14 protein-coding genes are annotated in these 17,134 nt (G+C 50.5%); 9 read left to right on the top strand and 5 right to left on the bottom strand.

The annotated features are described in order from the left end of the window. Window position 1: 1 nt before the first annotated feature. From B212_RS0117450 to B212_RS0117410, 9 genes are all read left to right on the top strand, one after another. Window positions 2–1,057 carry a HAMP domain-containing sensor histidine kinase gene (locus tag B212_RS0117450; RefSeq protein ID WP_019912236.1) on the top strand — a complete coding sequence of 352 codons (1,056 nt, stop codon included), beginning with the start codon at window positions 2–4 and terminating at the stop codon, window positions 1,055–1,057. A gap of 133 nt (window positions 1,058–1,190) precedes the next feature. After that, window positions 1,191–2,348 (top strand): alpha/beta hydrolase, encoded by a 1,158-nt coding sequence (locus B212_RS0117445; protein ID WP_019912235.1) that lies wholly within the window; start codon window positions 1,191–1,193, stop codon window positions 2,346–2,348. A 267-nt stretch (window positions 2,349–2,615) separates the two neighbouring features. Then, entirely contained in the window at window positions 2,616–3,344 is a 729-nt protein-coding gene (locus tag B212_RS0117440) for a response regulator transcription factor (protein WP_019912234.1), read from the top strand. Next, the gene (locus B212_RS0117435) at window positions 3,341–4,276 is read left to right on the top strand and encodes a sensor histidine kinase (RefSeq protein ID WP_019912233.1); all 936 of its coding nucleotides are present in this window, start codon (window positions 3,341–3,343) and stop codon (window positions 4,274–4,276) included. The genes B212_RS0117440 and B212_RS0117435 overlap by 4 nt, the downstream gene beginning before the upstream one ends. A gap of 108 nt (window positions 4,277–4,384) precedes the next feature. After that, entirely contained in the window at window positions 4,385–5,302 is a 918-nt protein-coding gene (locus tag B212_RS0117430) for an ABC transporter ATP-binding protein (RefSeq protein ID WP_019912232.1), read from the top strand. Then, a complete protein-coding gene (locus B212_RS0117425) occupies window positions 5,295–5,987 on the top strand; it encodes an ABC transporter permease (RefSeq protein WP_019912231.1) in 693 nt (230 codons plus the stop codon). Before B212_RS0117430 ends, B212_RS0117425 begins: the two co-directional genes overlap by 8 nt. A gap of 15 nt (window positions 5,988–6,002) precedes the next feature. After that, window positions 6,003–6,695, top strand: a complete 693-nt coding sequence (locus tag B212_RS0117420; RefSeq protein WP_019912230.1) for an ABC transporter permease — start codon at window positions 6,003–6,005, stop codon at window positions 6,693–6,695. Window positions 6,696–6,957: 262 nt separating this feature from the next. Then, the gene (locus B212_RS31735; RefSeq protein WP_019912229.1) at window positions 6,958–8,655 is read left to right on the top strand and encodes an ATP-binding protein; all 1,698 of its coding nucleotides are present in this window, start codon (window positions 6,958–6,960) and stop codon (window positions 8,653–8,655) included. 162 nt (window positions 8,656–8,817) lie between these two features. Next, window positions 8,818–9,615, top strand: coding sequence for a lipid II flippase Amj family protein (locus B212_RS0117410; RefSeq protein ID WP_019912228.1), 798 nt, complete (start codon window positions 8,818–8,820; stop codon window positions 9,613–9,615). A gap of 57 nt (window positions 9,616–9,672) precedes the next feature. Here the strand turns inward: B212_RS0117410 and B212_RS0117405 are convergent, their stop codons facing one another. From B212_RS0117405 to pgmB, 5 genes are all read right to left on the bottom strand, one after another. Beyond that, window positions 9,673–10,518 (bottom strand): DegV family protein, encoded by an 846-nt coding sequence (locus B212_RS0117405; RefSeq protein ID WP_019912227.1) that lies wholly within the window; start codon window positions 10,516–10,518, stop codon window positions 9,673–9,675. 165 nt (window positions 10,519–10,683) lie between these two features. Beyond that, a complete protein-coding gene (locus B212_RS0117400; protein WP_019912226.1) occupies window positions 10,684–11,544 on the bottom strand; it encodes an effector binding domain-containing protein in 861 nt (286 codons plus the stop codon). A gap of 129 nt (window positions 11,545–11,673) precedes the next feature. Beyond that, window positions 11,674–13,362 carry a glycoside hydrolase family 13 protein gene (locus B212_RS0117395; protein WP_019912225.1) on the bottom strand — a complete coding sequence of 563 codons (1,689 nt, stop codon included), beginning with the start codon at window positions 13,360–13,362 and terminating at the stop codon, window positions 11,674–11,676. A 301-nt stretch (window positions 13,363–13,663) separates the two neighbouring features. Then, window positions 13,664–15,982: a glycoside hydrolase family 65 protein gene (locus tag B212_RS0117390; protein WP_019912224.1), complete on the bottom strand. Its 2,319-nt coding sequence runs from the start codon at window positions 15,980–15,982 to the stop codon at window positions 13,664–13,666. A 309-nt stretch (window positions 15,983–16,291) separates the two neighbouring features. Next, on the bottom strand, window positions 16,292–16,954 hold the full coding sequence (gene pgmB / locus B212_RS0117385; protein WP_019912223.1) for a beta-phosphoglucomutase: 663 nt from the start codon (window positions 16,952–16,954) through the stop codon (window positions 16,292–16,294). Window positions 16,955–17,134: the final 180 nt, after the last annotated feature.

Genomic DNA, 17,134 nt, shown 5'->3' with positions numbered 1-17,134 from the left:
TATGAAACTGAAAATCAAGCTTCCTCTTTTGTTCCTGCTGATGTTTATAGTGTTCATGTTTTCGATTGGAATGTACCTGAAGCTTGTCTTTGCATTATATTCCCCTATACAGAGTTCATTGCTGGACTCGCGATATATAGCATTGCTTCTGCCCATATTTGCAATTGCCTGTTTCATATTTGCTGTTCTGATCATCTATATTCATAGATGCATAGAGAAGCCCATTCAGCTTCTGAATACCAGGCTCGAAGAAGTGAATATTGTACATCCGCTGCCTCCGCTGGCTCTGAGAAGCAATGACGAGATCGGAGAACTTTATAAGCACTTCAACAAGATGGAGCATCGGCTTCAACTCGCGCACAAAGAGCAGACCGATATGATTGCGGCAATTGCCCACGACTTGAAAACACCCTTGACCTCTATTCATGGGTTCACTGAACTGCTGGCTACGCATAGGGATTTACCGGAATCTGAAAAGCAGGAATATTATGACTTGATTCAAAAGAAGTCGGAATTTATGGTTGAACTCATCAATGATTTCTCCAGCTTCACCAAAGAAAAACTGGAGCTGGAATCTATGGTAGCTACACCTGTAATAGCCTCAAAATTATTTGAGAATATTGCCCTTGAATATGAGCATGAGTTGGCGGGATATGACAACGAGCTTACTTGCCGCCATTCATTCACGGATAATCTATTGCTGATGGTCAATGAACCGATGGTACGCCGGGTTTTCGGCAACCTGTTTAGCAATGCTGTAAGATATGGAGGCAAAAAGAAGCTGAAAGTGTATATGACCGGATACCCGCTGGGACAGTATGCCTTTTTTCAAATCGAGGATAATGGAATTGGAGTGCCGGATAAGGATATTTCCTCTCTGTTCCTCAAATTTTTTACTGTGGATCAATCGCGGCAAATTCAAAAGGGCGGGCTGGGGCTGGGTCTTGCAAGCTGTAAATCCATTATTGAACACCATAGGGGCGAAATTGGCGCCTACCCTTCCGAATATGGCGGTTTGGGGATACGATTCAGCCTTCCCTTGGCCGCACTACACTGATTTTCTTTATAATTTTTAATTTGCTCTTTACAAACGTTCATTTTTCTTTTAGAGAAGCTTTATCTTCGTATTGTAAAAATTACTTGTAGTAAAAAAACTACAATAATCAGAACTGGAAAAGGAGGAGGCTGCAATGTCAATTGAGTTCAGCCGTTGGCCTGATCACTACATGATGTCATACCAGGTCACCAAAGCTTTAGGTATGGCAAGCCTGGGTGCTACGGACGTCACCGAGATTTACGAGGCCTGCAAAAAAATCGACCCCGATGACAAGGACACATGGCACAGGGAATGGCTCCTAACGGCTCAGGCATTGGAAAAACACGGCAAAGAGGCTGAAACGGCCGGAAACTGGTATACAGCACGAAACTGCTACATTCGGGCCTGCAATTACTACAGAATTGCGGAATATGCGGTAATGGACGATGACACCGAGAAAATCCGTATATTTAACAAGGTAAATGAACTCTTCGAAGCCGCCGGAAAGTACTTCGATGTTCAACCGGAGAAGATCCAGGTCAATTACGAAGATGTCGAGCTGGAGGGTTACTTTTTCTCCCCTTCCTGGATAAAAGGTCCGAAACCAACGCTTTTTGCTCTTAACGGGGGAGACGAGTGGTCTATTGAGAACTATTTCTGGCTAGGTCCCGCTTTTATTTCCTGTGGGTATAACTTTCTGGTCTATGACCAGCCTGGCACCGGCCTCTCGCTGTACGAAAAGGGAAAGGGAAGACGAGCGGACAGTGAGGCTTTCCATTCCCGGGCAATCGACTTTCTTCTAACCCGGCCGGAGGTCGATCCCGATAAGATTATCGTGCACGGTGAGAGTTTTGCAGCTTACGACTCTTTGCGATTCGCTTCGTTCGATCACAGGATTGCTGCCGTCATCTCCGACGGCGGCACGCATGCCTTCGACTGGGATGCAATGCTTAAATGGATGCCGCCGAGTCTGGCCGCACACGGCATGAGAATTCTGGGGGCAAACAGCTTGGATGATTTTGCGGATAATCCGCGTTTTGCCTATGATCTTGAGGGCGTGCTCCACCAGATAGAATGTCCGCTTCTTGTAATGCACGGAGCGGAAGAGATACTGGTTCAGCCAAATCCGCTGACACAGGCCTTGAAAAATTATGAGCAGGCAGGTTCGAAAAACAAGACATTCTTCCCGGTAGAGGATAGACGGCTTGGCGGATTAGAACACTGTCAGGTAGACAACATCAACGTGCTGCATGAGGTCGCGCTGAATTGGCTCTGCTCCATTGGGCTAGGGCCAGCCGCACCCCGCCAATGAGGCGGTGTTTGAATCTGCGGTAAAGCCGAGTTAAAGGCTCTCCATAAACGATATCCTATCGTTCGTGGAGAGCTTATTTTGTATGGGCAACTTGGCGCACAGGACGAATACCTAAGGGCTCGGTGCAATTAGACCAATCGCGGTGGGGGTGATCTTGCCGTCCTGTATCAGAACCGGTCCGAAGAAAAGCTTTTAACGCTGCACAGCCGGGACAAAGCTTGGTATACTTTAACAAGTGCATTTTTTTGAGTCCAGGGAGGTTATTTCATGCCACAGCGTGTGCTGCTGATAGAAGATGATGAAGCGATAAGTGAGATGGTGCGTTCTTATTTGGTAAAAGAGGGGTATGAGGTTGAGACAGCATTTGATGGAGAGGCTGCGGAAAAGCTGTTTCATCGCGGCGCTGCCTACGACCTGGTTCTGCTGGACCTGATGCTCCCGAAACGGAGCGGAACGGATGTGCTGCAGACGATACGTAGCGCGAGCCTGGTGCCTGTACTGATTATGTCGGCCAAGGACAGTGATGTGGATAAGGCGCTGGGCCTCGGCTTCGGTGCGGATGATTATATAACGAAGCCGTTCTCGATGATCGAGCTGGCGGCACGCGTGAAGGCGGCGATCCGCCGGGCCGGATATGCCTCAGCGGGCAGCAAAGAGCAGGAAGCGGCTTCTGCCCGGGGCGGCGCAAATGTTATTTCGCTGCGCGGTCTTACGGTGGATCTCGATAATTTCTCGGTGCTCAAGAACGGGGAGGAGGTCAAGCTGACCGCCAAGGAATTCCATATCCTAAGGCTGTTCGCGGGCAGCCCCGGCCGTGTGTACACCAAAGCGCAGATTTACAGCATCGTCTGGGAAGACGAATATTACGGGGACGAGAATGTCATTAATGTACATATGCGCAGATTGCGCGAAAAAATTGAGGATGACCCGTCAAAGCCGGAGTTCATCAAAACATTATGGGGCATCGGCTATAAGCTGGGGGATGTACTGGAATGACCGCTATTCTCATTGCAGTGGTTGCTCTGCTCCTGCTTGTAATTCTGTGGCAATACCTGCGTTTGCGGGAGCACTCGCGCTCGCTCAATTATGCTCATACCAAGCTGGAGAGCATTATGGACCGGGGCTCGCATGAAAGGCTGCTCTTGTTCAATAGCGACCCGTATCTGCAACAGCTTCTTACCGATTTGAACCGGCTGCTGGATGTTAACCACAAGGGAGCGGTGGAGCTGGCCCGGCTGGAAAAGTCGATGCGGAGCATGCTGGCGAATATCTCCCATGATCTCAAGACCCCCCTGACGGTGGTGCTCGGCTATATTGAAACAATTCTCCATGATGAGTCAATGACGGAGGAGGAGCGGGAACGCATTCTGTGGACGATTCACGGGAAGGCGGGAGAAGTGATCGGAATGATGAACCGCTTTTTTGATCTGGCCAAGCTGGAGTCGGGGGACAAGGAAATCACGCTCTCACGGGTGGAGCTGGGCGAGGTCTGCCGGAGGAATATATTATCCTTTTACGATATCCTGAGCGCCAAGGGCAGCGAGGTGGAGATTGAGGTCCCGGATGAGGCGATGTACATTATGGGCAATGAGGAGGCGCTGGACCGGGTGCTGTCCAATCTTTTGTCCAACGCGATCAAGTACGGGGATGCCGGCAAGGTGCTTGGACTTAAGCTGTACAGCAAAGGGGGACAAGTGTGCATAGAGGTGTGGGACCGGGGCAAGGGGATTACCGAAGGCCATCAGGACAAGGTTTTTGAGCGGCTGTATACGCTGGAGGATTCGCGCAACCGGGACTATCAGGGCAGCGGCCTGGGTCTGACCATCACCAAAAGACTGACCGAGCAGATGAACGGCAGCATCACCCTGACCAGCAAACCGTATGTCAAAACGGCGTTTACGCTGTCTTTTCGCAGGCTGACCTTCTAAACTTCACAGCTTAAGATTTTCGTAAGATTCAGGTAATAAAAAAGAAAATTCCGCTGTGTACAATAAGAACCAGGAAGACAAACGAAGAAGCCAAAGGGGATAACGGAAATGACCACTATACTGCGGACGCGGGATTTAACGAAAGTATATCAGGGCAAAGAAGCTGTGAAGCATGTAAATATGAATATCAAGCAGGGTGAAATATACGGGTTCCTGGGACCGAACGGCGCGGGCAAAACCACGGTAATGAAAATGATCACCAATCTGGTGAAGCCGACAGCGGGCGAGATTGAATTTTTCGGGGAGAAAATGACAGACCAGTCCTACGAAATGCTGAAGCGCATGGGCTGCATTATTGAATACCCGGTGTTCTATGACAAGCTGACGGCCAGAGAGAATCTGAAGCTGCACGGAGAGTATATGGGCTACTATGATACCAAGGCGATGGAAGAAGCGCTGGAGCTGGTGAAGCTGACAGGCGTGGATAAAAAAGCAGTCAAGCAGTTCTCCCTGGGGATGAAGCAGCGGCTGGGCATTGCGCGGGCGGTGATGACGAAGCCGGAGCTGCTCATTCTGGATGAGCCGATCAACGGGCTGGACCCGCTTGGGATTAAGGAGCTGCGCGAGGTGTTCCGCATGCTGAGCCGGGAATACGGAATGACGCTGCTGGTCTCCAGCCACATTCTGGGCGAGGTCGAGCAGATCGCCGATACGATCGGCGTCATCCGTGAAGGAGTACTTGTTGAGGAAGTGACGATGGATACCATCCGCAGCCAGAACACGCAATATATCGAGCTGATTACGGGCGAGTGCAGCAAGGCGGTCTATATCCTGGAGCATAAGCTGGGCTTATCCAACTTCAAAGTGCTGGACTCCCGCACGATCCGGATTTACGATGGTATTCAGCAGTTGGAATTGAACAAAGCGCTGGCGGAAGCGGATGTGGAGTTGGAAAGTCTGAGCAAGAAGCATCACTCGCTGGAGGATCATTTTATGGAACTGATGGGGGGTGAAGGCATTGCTTAAGCTGATTCAACTGGAAATCCGTAAAAACAAGCTGACAGGCATACTCAAAGGCTGGACCATTGTCAACCTAGCCATTCTTGCCTTTATGATCCTGGTTATTTTCATTGACCGTGGTGACGGCGGGGGAGAATTTGGCACCTATCCTGAAATGTTTGAAGGGGTATATGTGTTTACCAAAGCCGCATTTATTATCTTCGCCTCTGTTCTGTTAGGCAAGCTGGTTATTGAGGAGTACAAGAACAACACGATCACCGTACTCTTCATGTATCCTATCCCGCGCAAGAAGCTGATGATCGCCAAAATTCTCATCGTATTCGTGTTCACATTGATCAGTGTTCTCCTGTCGGATATCGTAATTAGCGCTATTCTGGTAAGTATTAATTCCTTCGTCCATGTGGTTCCGGGACAATTGCAGATGTCGATGCTTCCGTCTCAGTTGATTCGGATCGGTACGGATGCGATCTACGCGGCCGGAATTGCCTTGATTCCTTTGTACTTCGGGATGCGCAAAAAATCCGTGCCCGCTACCATTGTTTCCGCAGTGCTGGTCACCAGTCTGATCTCTTCCGGCTTCGGCAATTTCCGGATGGGCAGCCTGTTCGGAGTCTCCATCTTCCTCAGTCTGCTTGGCGCAGGCATTGCCTACCTGGCGATTCACAATATTGATCATAAGGATATTGCATGATAGGGGATGGAGACATTGCTCAAGCTGATTCAACTGGAAATCCACAAAAACAAGCTGACAGGCATACTCAAAGCCTTTGCTATTGTTATCCTTTGCATTCTTGGCATAATGCTCCTGATTATTTACGATGACCGGTCTGCAAACGGGGGGGAATTCAACACCTTTCCCAAGATATTCGGAATACTGTATGCTCTTGTCAAAGCTGCATTTATTATATTCGCCTCTGTTCTGTTAGGCAGGCTGGTGATTAACGAGTACAAGAACAACACGATCACCGTACTCTTCATGTATCCCATCCCGCGCAAGAAGCTGATGATGGCCAAAATTCTCATTGTGTTTCTGTTCACATTAATCAGCATTATCCTATCGGATGTCGTAATTATCGCTGCTCTGGCAGGTATGAATTCCTTTGTCCATTTCATCCCGGAGCAACTGGAGATGTCCATGCTTTTGTCTCAGTTGACCCGGATAGGTACAGATGCGGTGTGTGCGGCCGGAATTGCCTTAATCCCTTTGTATTTCGGAATGCGCAATAAATCCGTGTCCGCTACGATTGTCGCCTCAGTGCTGGTTACATGCTTTGTCTCTGCCGGCACCGGTGATTTCCAGATAGGCAACCTGCTTGGGGTTTCCATTGTTCTCGGCCTGCTTGGTGCATGCATCGTCTATCTGGCGATCCGTAATATTGAGACCGAAGATATCGCATAATCTGTAATGTGAATCTCCGCTTCAGCTAACAAGAACCTTTTGCGAGGACGGGGCAAGGATGCAAACAGCATTCGTACCCCTTTTGCAGGAGGTTTTTTTGCGATCAAAAACCGCATTGCGGCAATGTTTTTTGACGACCAGCCGTGTTTTTTTTGCTATAATAGTTAATATTCATGAGTTTCTGAGACTTAAGATACATATGATATAGATTATGCTTGAGGCTTTGGATAGAGCGCAGGGCTGATGCAGTAGGAGGAGGGCTATGCAAAAAGAACGGGATTCCATTCTGGGCCGGGTGCTTTCTGAGGAGAGTGCTTACAAAGTGTTATTTGATCATCATCCCGACCTGATCATTGTTCTGGACCGGCAGGGGCGCTACGTGGACAGCAACCGTGCTTTTGGGGCTGCGCCTGACACTGACATCACGATGAAGCTCTCGAAGGAACCACCGGCTGGAATCCGGCTGCGTATGCCTGGAGAGGATTATTTTGCTGCCGCACTCGGAGGCATAACCTCCGGATTTGAACTGGAGCCGGAAGCGGGCGGGGGAAGCAGCAGTGTTGTTATTACGTATGTGCCGGTAAAAGCCACGGAAGGGATCTTCGGTGTATTTGCCATCATCCGGTATGATGCGGGCCGCTTGTTGCCTGTTCCGCTGCAAGATTGGTTCGGCAGACTGCTGGCATGTGGAGACCGTGAGGATACAATTACGGAATGGATAGAAGCCGGCGCAGCGGGAGGGGAGCAAGAGCCGGTCAACGCTGAAGCGCAGGAGCTGCAGACAGCGGAGCTTGTGCTGGAAATGGCGGAGGACAGGTATCTCAGCCTGATTCTGAATTCTGTCTCCACCGGGATTTTCGGGCTGGATACGGAGGGCCGGACGATCTTTATCAACCGCGAGGGAGCGGACATGCTGGGTTACATGCCTTCTGAGCTGGCAGGCATAAATCTCATTGATCAGATTCATCATGTCCGTGCAGACGGATCAAGGTATAAAAAGTTTGAATGCCCAATCTGGCTGACCCTGAAAGACGGTGTTACCCGCATTAAAAGTGAGGAAATTTTCTGGCGGAAGGACGGCACCAGCTTTTTTGTCAGCTACCGGATTGCTCCGCTTCTGGATAAAAGAATCATCTGCGGTGTGGTGGTCTCCTTCAGTGATGTTACGAATGAACGGGAGATTCTTCAGGCCAAGGAAACAGCCGAGCAGGCGGCTCAGGCCAAGGCAGACTTCCTGGCAATGATGAGTCATGAGATCCGCACACCTATGAACGGAATGATCGGGATGGCCGATCTGCTGCTGGAGACCGAGCTTGAGGAGGAGCAGCGCACCTACGCCGAAATTCTGCGCAGCAGCAGCTACAACCTGCTGAAGATTCTGAATGACATTCTGGATTTCAGCAAAATGGAAGCCGGCAAAATGCAACTGGAATCGGAGAGATTTGATCTGCGGGAGATGCTGGAGAACATCATTGATTTATTCACCCCCAAGGCGGAAGAGAAGAAGCTGGCCTTGCGGTGGTGGGCGGATACCAGCGTTCCGGCCATTGTTACCACCGATCCTAGCCGCTTGCGGCAGATTATAGTCAATCTAGTCGGCAACGCGCTGAAATTTACGGAGCAGGGCAGTGTCACCCTGTCGGTGAAGAATATTCTGCTTCCGGCTTCCACGGAATATTTGCTGGAATTTTCGGTTCGGGATACGGGTGTGGGAATCGCTGACAGCAAGCTGAATCTGCTGTTCCAATCCTTCTCCCAGCTTCATCCGCTGATCAACCGCAAATACGGCGGCACGGGACTGGGCCTTGCGATCTGCAAGCAGCTTGTTGAACTGATGGGCGGAACGATTTTTGTAGAGAGCGAAGAAGGCCGGGGCTCCACCTTCCGCTTCATGCTGCCTTTTCTCAAGGAAGAGGAGAAGCAAGAGGAAGAGACCGGGGCAGAGATTCATTCGAATTGAACTGTAGACAGCAGCAGCAGCAAGACTCCTGTGATGGAGGCTTGCTGTTTTTTTGTGCTGCCGAAAACAGGAAATAAAAACAGAATAGCTTCTCTTTTTCTGGGATTTTTTTACCTTTATTATATTACTAATCTATCATCATAAATGTTATGAGGTGTTCAAATGTTAGAGCAAGTATTATTTGCAGCTTTATTTACTTTTATAATTCACCTTTCCGAGACGCTTACATATTCACTTCGCTTGGCAGGTGTACGTTTAGGAAAATTAGCGGTTGCTATGTCCTTATCAGGGATTATACTGCTCATTTCAAGAACAGCTAACATGGTTCAGGGCCCACTTACGGGTAAAATCATAGACTTCGCAAAACATAATGGAGATTACAATTTAATTGATCAGTTTAGGATTATAATCGGTGCAGCTACAGTAGGGACATTTACAGCATTGTTACTGTTTCCATCCGCTGTGTTGCTTGCTTCGAGGATCATATCCCATTTAGAAGTGGCAGGGTCTGTGCCCCAAATGATCCGTTCTTCGGTTTCCTTTCAAAAGATAAATAATACACGATATCATTTGCGTTCGCCTAAGTTGTCAATGCTGTCGCAATTGCGGATCGGTGGCATACCCAAGAGGCTAGTTATTCTCAATTGCCTGGTGACCGCAATTTACACAATCGGTGTGTTAGCAGCTCTACTTGCTTCTACATTAACACAACAATACTCGATTTCCGCGTCACAATCTTCTGGTATGATCAATGGATTGGCGACTATTTTACTTACTATACTTATTGATCCACAAGTGGGTTTAATTACGGATAAAGTTCTTAGGGGAGAAAAAGAGGTTGCTGCACTTAACAAGATTTTCGGGTTATTAATGATTTCGCGGCTATTTGGAACCATTCTTGCTCAGATATTGCTAGTGCCAGCGGCATATTGGATTACATGGATTGTATCGGTTCTATAGATATGGAATGAACGACCCCGTCCTCCAACAATGCTGGGAGTACGGGGGCGCAATCTTTTAGTGAATATACATGAGGCCTACTGTAGCGGGACCGCAATGGCTTCCGATGACGCAGCCGGCATGGATGACGGCAATCTCATCGACAGTGGTTTGTTCGCGCAGGGCTTTCTCCAGAAACTTGGCATCCTCTTCCGCGAGGGTGTGGACAACAATGAGAAGCTCCTTGTCCATGTGGCCGGCATTGACCAGGGCATGCTGCAGCATTTGCTCGACGGCCTTTTCCTTCTTGCCGCGAATTTTGCTGACCGGCACAATGGCACCGTCAATCAACCGCAGGACAGGCCGGATCTTAAGCAGGCTGCCGATAAAGTTCGTCATGCCGGAGCAGCGTCCGCCCATGTACAGGTAGTCGAGCGTATCCACAACAAATTCCGTTGACACCCGGTCACGGCACTGCTCCAGCATGGCGGCAATGTCCTTGGCACTCTGGCCTTGTGCTGCCGCCCTGGCGGCCTTCATCACCAGGAGAGCAATGCCGCCGCACAACGTTTTGGAGTCAACGACCTGCACGCGTCCTTCAGGGAACTCTCCCGCAGCCAGCAGGGCATTCTGATATGTAGAGGAAAGGTCAGAGGAGAGGCTGATATAGACGATATCTCCTCCACTGCTGATCACTGGTTCAAAAGCAGCGATGAAATCCGCCGGCGATGGTGCTGCCGTCTTGGGCAGAACTCCCTTCGCGGCTACCCGGCGGTACACTTCTTCTGGCGTAATGTCCACGCCATCCTTGTAGGTAGCGTCTTCGAACACGACGTAGAGCGGCACGACGCCGATATCATATGTTTCCTTCCAGCCTTGCGGCAAATCGGAAGTGCTGTCTGAAAAGATTTTTACGATAGACATGGGTTTCTCCTTCACCGGTTCTCGGATGACAATAGTCTGTAATGTAAGTCCTATAATCTGTATATTATATCAAGCCTGCCCGGATTCTCAAAACAAAAATAATATAAAACAAGACCAACCGCCCTGGCAGTTGATCTTGAGAACAAAACTATTAATCTGTTAAGATTACTTCTTCACTACCGGAATCCACACCTCGCAGACATAATTCTCCGCATGGGTATCGCCCAGAGGATACAGCTCGAACTCGGGACCGCCCGCATGCTCATAACCTGTGGACGGGAACCATTCCTGGAAGATCCGCTGCCAGACCTTCTGAATCGCATGCGGCATCGGGCCAACGGAGGTGAAGACAGCCCAGCTTGCTGCCGGAACGACTGCCGTCTCATAGCCCTGCGGGTCAGTCTCGGGCGTTCCTTCCACACCGATCCAGTAGGACAGCAGCTCCTTCTCCATGTCCATGCTCATGCAAATGCCAAGCAGATCCTTGTCGACGCCAATCTCCAGCAGCTTATCGTAAGTGCCGTCCACATTGGTTTCCTTCCAGAACTCAGGAATTCTGCGTAAATTTTCTCCGTCTCGGGTCGTAACCTCCATTGATTTGCCGATTACGGTAAAAGCCTCTTTCTCCACGATCTTGTATTCCATTTCCTGATCTCCCTTCAATGATAGATGGAAGGAGAGGCGGGGGAACGCTTTGAGCTGCACCCCGGGCTCACGCGCGGCGGAGGGGGTAAGCCCATGCGCCTTGCGGAAGGCTTTGGCGAATGCCTCGGGGGAGTCATATCCGTATTTCAGCGCCACATCCAGCACCCTGAGTTTCGAAATAGCCAGCTCTTGAGCCGCCAAGGTCAATCTGCGCTTGCGGATATAGTCAGCTACCGTAACTCCGGTTAGCATGCCGAACATACGCTGAAAATGGTAAGGAGAGACATGAGCCACCTTGGCAACATCCTCGATGTGCAGCGGTTCCGTCATCTTGCTTTCCATATAATCCAGTGCATTTTTCATGCGGATCAGCCATTCCAAATTTGCCATCTCCCTTTGAACCCATACTATCATGCCAGTGAGGAGCGGTCCTGTTATTCTCTGCTCATTGAAGACAGGTTTGTGTGTATGCTCCTAATCCCCTAAGTATAGCTCAAGAGGAAAAGGGAGTCAGCCCCCCAGACGGCAGACTCTGGCTTCATAGGGGCGCAGCGTTCCCCGGTCCGTTGCCGCCGGCGGTTCCGGATAATTGCTGATGATGGTTTCGGTCACGGCACTCAATTCTTCCGGCAGCTCCACCGTTTGGGGCACATTGCTGAAATTAAGCAGCACCAGCCACTGCTCATTCTCCAGAGTCCGGGTATAAGCATAAATATCTTCATGCTCCGGCAGGAGCAGCTTGTATTCCCCGTATACCATAATGAGATGCTCTTTGCGCAGACGGATCAGCTTCTGATAGTAATAAAAGACTGAATCCGGGTCGGCCAGCGCCTGCTCCACATTGATAGTCTCATAGCTCGGATTGAGCTTCAGCCAAGGGGTTCCGCCAGTGAAGCCGGCATTCGGAGAGGCATCCCACTGCATCGGCGTGCGGGCATTGTCGCGGCCTTTGGCATGGATCGCCTGTAGAACGGTCTGATGATCCGCGCCGCCTTCGGTTACCTTTTCCCGGTACATATTGTGTATTTCGATATCCTGATAGTCTTCCAGCGCAGGAAATTGCACGTTAATCATGCCGATTTCTTCGCCTTGGTAAATGTATGGCGTGCCTTTGAGCGTATGCAGCAGGGTGGCGAGCATTTTGGCGGAAATTACGCGGTATTCCTGGTCATTGCCGAACCGCGAGACCATCCGGGGCTGATCATGGTTGTTCAGGTACAGGCTGTTCCAGCCGCGGTCTGCCAGGCCAACCTGCCATTTATGTAAAATATCGCGCAGCTTGGTCAGATTCCAGGGGGTGACATCCCATTTGCCCCCGGGACCTGCGTCGATATCCATATGCTCGAATTGGAAAACCATCTGCAGCTCATGCCGCGCCTCATCCGTGTACAGAATGGCATCCTCTACACTAGCTCCCGGAGTTTCGCCGACCGTCATAATATCATATTTGGAGAGCACCTTGCGGTTCATCTCCTGGAGGTATTCATGGACGCGCGGGCCGTTCATAAAATACTCGCCGCCGCCGGCCAGCTCCCCGGGAGCAAGTCCCTCAACTTGGGCGGAAGGCAACCCTTCGACCTTGGAAATCATGTTGATTACGTCCATCCGCAGCCCGTCCACACCTTTATCCAGCCAAAAGGCAATCATCTTGTACAGCGCATCGCGCAGCTTCGGGTTCTCCCAGTTGAGATCCGGCTGCTTGCGCGAGAACAGATGCAGGTAGTATTCCCCGGTACTCGCATCCAGCTCCCAGGCGGGCCCGCTGAAGATGGAGCTCCAGTTGTTCGGGGCTTCGCCGTTCGGACCGCCGGGGCGCCAGATATAGTAATCGCGGTACGGATTATCCTTGGAGGAACGCGACTCGGCGAACCAGGCATGCTCATCCGAGGAATGGTTGATAACAAGGTCCATCATCAGCTTAATCCCGCGTGCATGCAGTCCCTCCAGCAGCTCCTCCCAGTCTTTCAGCGTGCCAAATTCATCCATAATATCTTCATAATTGCTGATATCATACCCGTTGTCGTCATTCGGCGATTTGTAGACCGGTGACAGCCAGATCACATCGACCCCAAGCTTCTGCAAATAGTCGAGGCGCGAGAGGATTCCCTGCAAATCTCCAATTCCGTCTCCATTGCTGTCCTGAAAGCTGCGCGGATAGATTTGATAGACTACGGCTTCTTTCCAAAAGGTTCTGTTCATATGAAACTAGCTCCTTTGAATGAGGGGTAAAATTGAATCAGCAACAAGGTCGGCTCCGGGGAAAGTGTGGAGTTTCGGCCGCTGTTATGTTTGGATTTCCTGATTAATACCGCAAATTGCGGTAGAAATCCAAACATAGCCTAATCATACGGCCAGCTTTCCTGCGGAAAGCTCTCAGGCGGACGCTACCGCTCCTACACTTCCAAATTTCCCCTATACCTTTCTTGCTGATTCAATTTTCCAGTGAAATATATATAAAAAGCCCCAAAGTAGCTTATAGCCTTTGGGGCGATAGCAGAAATTACACCGCAACGGAGCTGCCTTCAGCAGTGATGCTGCTCAGGCCGTTCACGGTATACTCCTTGCCATGAATCGTGATGGACGCCGGAATATTGGTTTCGTTGACAACGGTAACCTGTGCATCGGTAACGTTAACCTGCAGCCGGGAGCCGCGGAACATGATTTTGAACGAATAGGAGGTCCAGTGTCCCGGATTGGAAGGCTTCAGGATCAGCCGGTCTGCCTGCACGCGGAGTCCGCCGAAGCCGTGAACAATCGACATCCAGGTTCCCGCCATGCTTGTGGAGTGGCAGCCGTCCTCCGTATCGTTGTTGTAGTTGTCGAGATCGAGTCTCGAAGTACGCAGGTACATTTCATAAGCCTTGTCCTTGTAGCCCAGCTCGCAGGCAAGAATCGCATGAATACAAGGGGAGAGCGAGGACTCATGTACGGTAATCGGCTCATAGAAGTCGAAGTTGCGTTTTTTGGTATCCAGATCATAGCGGTCGCCGAGGAAATATAATCCCTGCAGCACATCGGCCTGTTTGATGAAGCAGGAGCGCAGGATGCGGTCCCAGGACCATTTTTGATTAAGCGGGAGGTTCTCCGGCTGCAGATCCTTGACCTGAATGAGCTCTTTGTCGAGGAAGCCGTCCTGCTGCAGGAAGATGCCGCGCTCTTCATCGGCCGGATAGTACATTTTGGCGATAATCTCATTCCACTGCGCCGTTTCGTTCTTCAGCAGCCCCAGCTTGTCAACAAGCTCCGCGTAACGGGCGGACTCATTCTCCTGCAAATATGCCAAAGCTTCCAGCGTATATTCCATCGTCCAGGCGGCAATCCGGTTCGTATACCAGTTATTGTTGACGTTGTTCTCGTATTCGTTCGGACCGGTCACGCCCAGCATGACATATTTGTCCTTATGGGGCACATAGTGTACGCGCTCCTCCCAGAAGCGGGAGATTTCCACCAGCACCTCAAGGCCGTATTGGCCGAGATAAGCTTTGTCTCCGGTGTAGTTCACATAGTTGTAGATCGCATAAGCGATTGCGCCGTTGCGGTGGATCTCTTCAAAAGTAATCTCCCACTCATTGTGGCACTCCTCGCCGTTCATCGTGACCATTGGATAGAGCGCGCCTTTTTTGAAGCCAAGCTTGCGGGCGTTTTCCTTGGCTTTCTCCAGATGCTTGTAGCGGTAGATCAGCAGGTTGCGGGCAATTGTGGAATCGGCGGTGCTCAAGTAGAACGGCACACAATACGCTTCAGTATCCCAGTAGGTGCTGCCGCCGTATTTTTCCCCCGTAAAACCCTTCGGTCCAATATTCAGCCGGTCGTCTTCACCCGTATAGGTCTGATTCAACTGAAAAATATTAAAACGGATCGCCTGCTGCGCCGACACATCGCCTTCAATGATAATGTCGCTTTCCTTCCATTTCTCTTTCCAAGCCTCAGCCTGTTCAGTCAACAGCTCCACAAATCCGGCTTCGCGGGCGCTCTGCAGCAGGGTATGCGCAGCATCCACCAATTGCCCCAGACCGTAATTGCGGGAGGTGACATTCGCGGCATATTTATAAATAACGACCTGATCACCGGCCTGCACCGTAAGGTTAGCCTTGCTGCCCACGTATTTCTCCTGCTGGATGGCTTCGGCTTCGCCTGCGAATGTTTCACCATTAACCAGAATGTCGAAGAGATAGGCCGAGGTTACGTGAAAATCGAGCTTTTTCGTCTTGAGCGTGAGATGCCCGCCGTCCGGGTTCGCTTGCTTCTCTACCTCGTTCCAGAATTTCTCGTCATAGTTGGAGTCTTTGTTCTTGATATCGCCGTCAAGATAAGGGGTAACGGTAAGTACTCCGGCAAAATTCACCGGGATGATGGAATAGCGGATTGCGCCGATCTCGCGGCGGGCCATGCTGACCATACGGATGCTCTCAACCTGGACCTCTTTGCCTTCAGCGGTTGTGGCTGTGAAGCTGCGGAAGAGCGTGCCGCCCTTCATGTTCAGCACCCTGCGGAATTTGCTTACCGTGCAAGCCGCCAAGTCGAGCGGAACACCGTCGATATCAATGTTGATGCCGATCCAGTTGGTGCTGTTCAGCACTTTGGCAAAATACTCGGGATAGCCGTTTTTCCACCAGCCGACCCGCGTTTTGTCCGGGTAGTAGACACCGGCCATGTAGCTGCCTTGCAGGCTCGGGCCGCTATACTTTTCTTCAAAGTTGGCGCGGCCGCCCATATATCCGTTCCCGAGGCTAAAGACGCTTTCGGAAATTTCCTGAGTCTGAGGATCAAAGGATTCTTCAATAATGGACCACTCGTCGATTTTTAAATATTGTTTCATGGTTACCGGCTCCTTTTAAATGGGGGATGAGGATATATAATGAATCAAAACAGTTGAATTAGAATTCCGGTGACAGCGGCGCCACTGCGCAGAATGTTTGGACTTCCGGCCGCTGTTATAATCAGATTTCTCTATTTGAGGCCGATTGCAGCGGAAGAAATCTGATTATAAAGGCGGACGCTACCGCTCCTCCAGTTCCAAACTTCTGCTCCGTGGCTTCGTCACCGAAACCCTAATAACGCATTTTTAATTCATTTTATAAAGAGTAGAGCAGCAGGGACTCACATTACCTTTAACTGTTAATGTTCGTCAAAGTCCTGCAAATGATTCCCGCAGGGCTGCAACGCTGATCTGCTCAAGGGAAGGGACGACAAGATTCGCTTTCGCCAGCGTCGCTGGCGAACCGATGCCGACGCTGCTCATGCCGGCGCGGATCGCGGCGATGATGCCCGCTTCGGCATCCTCGAAGACGACGCAGTCCCCGGGAGCAACGGAGAGGGCCTTAGCTCCAAGAAGGAAGACCTCAGGATCAGGCTTCGCGGCGCTGGTGTGTGTACCGTCAATGATGGCATCGAAATAGGGAGTCAGGCCGGTGTTGTTCAGGATGGTCATTGCGTTTTTGCTGGCGGAGCCGAGAGCGACCTTGATGCCCTGGTTGCGGCATTCCTTAAGGAATGCCAGCGCACCCGGCAGAATCTCCGAGCTGTCCATCTTGGAGATATACTCGACATAGCGGTTGTTTTTCTGTTCGGCTAGCTGCGTTTTTCTCTCTTCATCCAATACAAGTCCGCCGATTTCCAGCAGAATATTCAGCGAAGCGGCACGGCTGACGCCCTTGAGGCGTTCATTGTCCTGCTCGGTGAAGACAAAGCCGAGCTGCTCGGCCAGCTCTCTCCAGGCGATATAATGATATTTGGCGGTATCGACGAGCACACCGTCCAAGTCGAACAGGCAGGCTTTAATTTCTGGCATGTTAAACCTCCTAAAAGTTTTATATTCAGCGCAAACGTTTGTACAAAGTTCGAAAAAATAAATGAAGCGTTGATAGCTTCATTTATTTTGCTCAAATATAAGAAAGTATAAGCTTCACACTATACTTTATCCTTATATTTCCCGCTGAAACGGATACCTGAGAGCGATACGGAGTATCGC

Source organism: Paenibacillus sp. HW567 (assembly GCF_000374185.1).
GTDB lineage: Bacteria > Bacillota > Bacilli > Paenibacillales > Paenibacillaceae > Paenibacillus_AQ.
This window is presented reverse-complemented; position numbering and strand designations above follow the sequence as displayed.

Excerpts from the sequence above, each read along its gene's own strand:
- B212_RS0117450 (WP_019912236.1), top strand. The coding sequence starts at position 2 with ATGAAACTGAAAATCAAGCTTCCTCTTTTGTTCCTGCTGATGTTTATA.
- B212_RS0117445 (WP_019912235.1), top strand. The coding sequence starts at position 1,191 with ATGTCAATTGAGTTCAGCCGTTGGCCTGATCACTACATGATGTCATAC.
- B212_RS0117440 (WP_019912234.1), top strand. The coding sequence starts at position 2,616 with ATGCCACAGCGTGTGCTGCTGATAGAAGATGATGAAGCGATAAGTGAG.
- B212_RS0117435 (WP_019912233.1), top strand. The coding sequence starts at position 3,341 with ATGACCGCTATTCTCATTGCAGTGGTTGCTCTGCTCCTGCTTGTAATT.
- B212_RS0117430 (WP_019912232.1), top strand. The coding sequence starts at position 4,385 with ATGACCACTATACTGCGGACGCGGGATTTAACGAAAGTATATCAGGGC.
- B212_RS31735 (WP_019912229.1), top strand. The coding sequence starts at position 6,958 with ATGCAAAAAGAACGGGATTCCATTCTGGGCCGGGTGCTTTCTGAGGAG.
- B212_RS0117410 (WP_019912228.1), top strand. The coding sequence starts at position 8,818 with ATGTTAGAGCAAGTATTATTTGCAGCTTTATTTACTTTTATAATTCAC.
- B212_RS0117405 (WP_019912227.1), bottom strand. The coding sequence starts at position 10,518 with ATGTCTATCGTAAAAATCTTTTCAGACAGCACTTCCGATTTGCCGCAA.
- B212_RS0117395 (WP_019912225.1), bottom strand. The coding sequence starts at position 13,362 with ATGAACAGAACCTTTTGGAAAGAAGCCGTAGTCTATCAAATCTATCCG.
- B212_RS0117390 (WP_019912224.1), bottom strand. The coding sequence starts at position 15,982 with ATGAAACAATATTTAAAAATCGACGAGTGGTCCATTATTGAAGAATCC.
- pgmB (WP_019912223.1), bottom strand. The coding sequence starts at position 16,954 with ATGCCAGAAATTAAAGCCTGCCTGTTCGACTTGGACGGTGTGCTCGTC.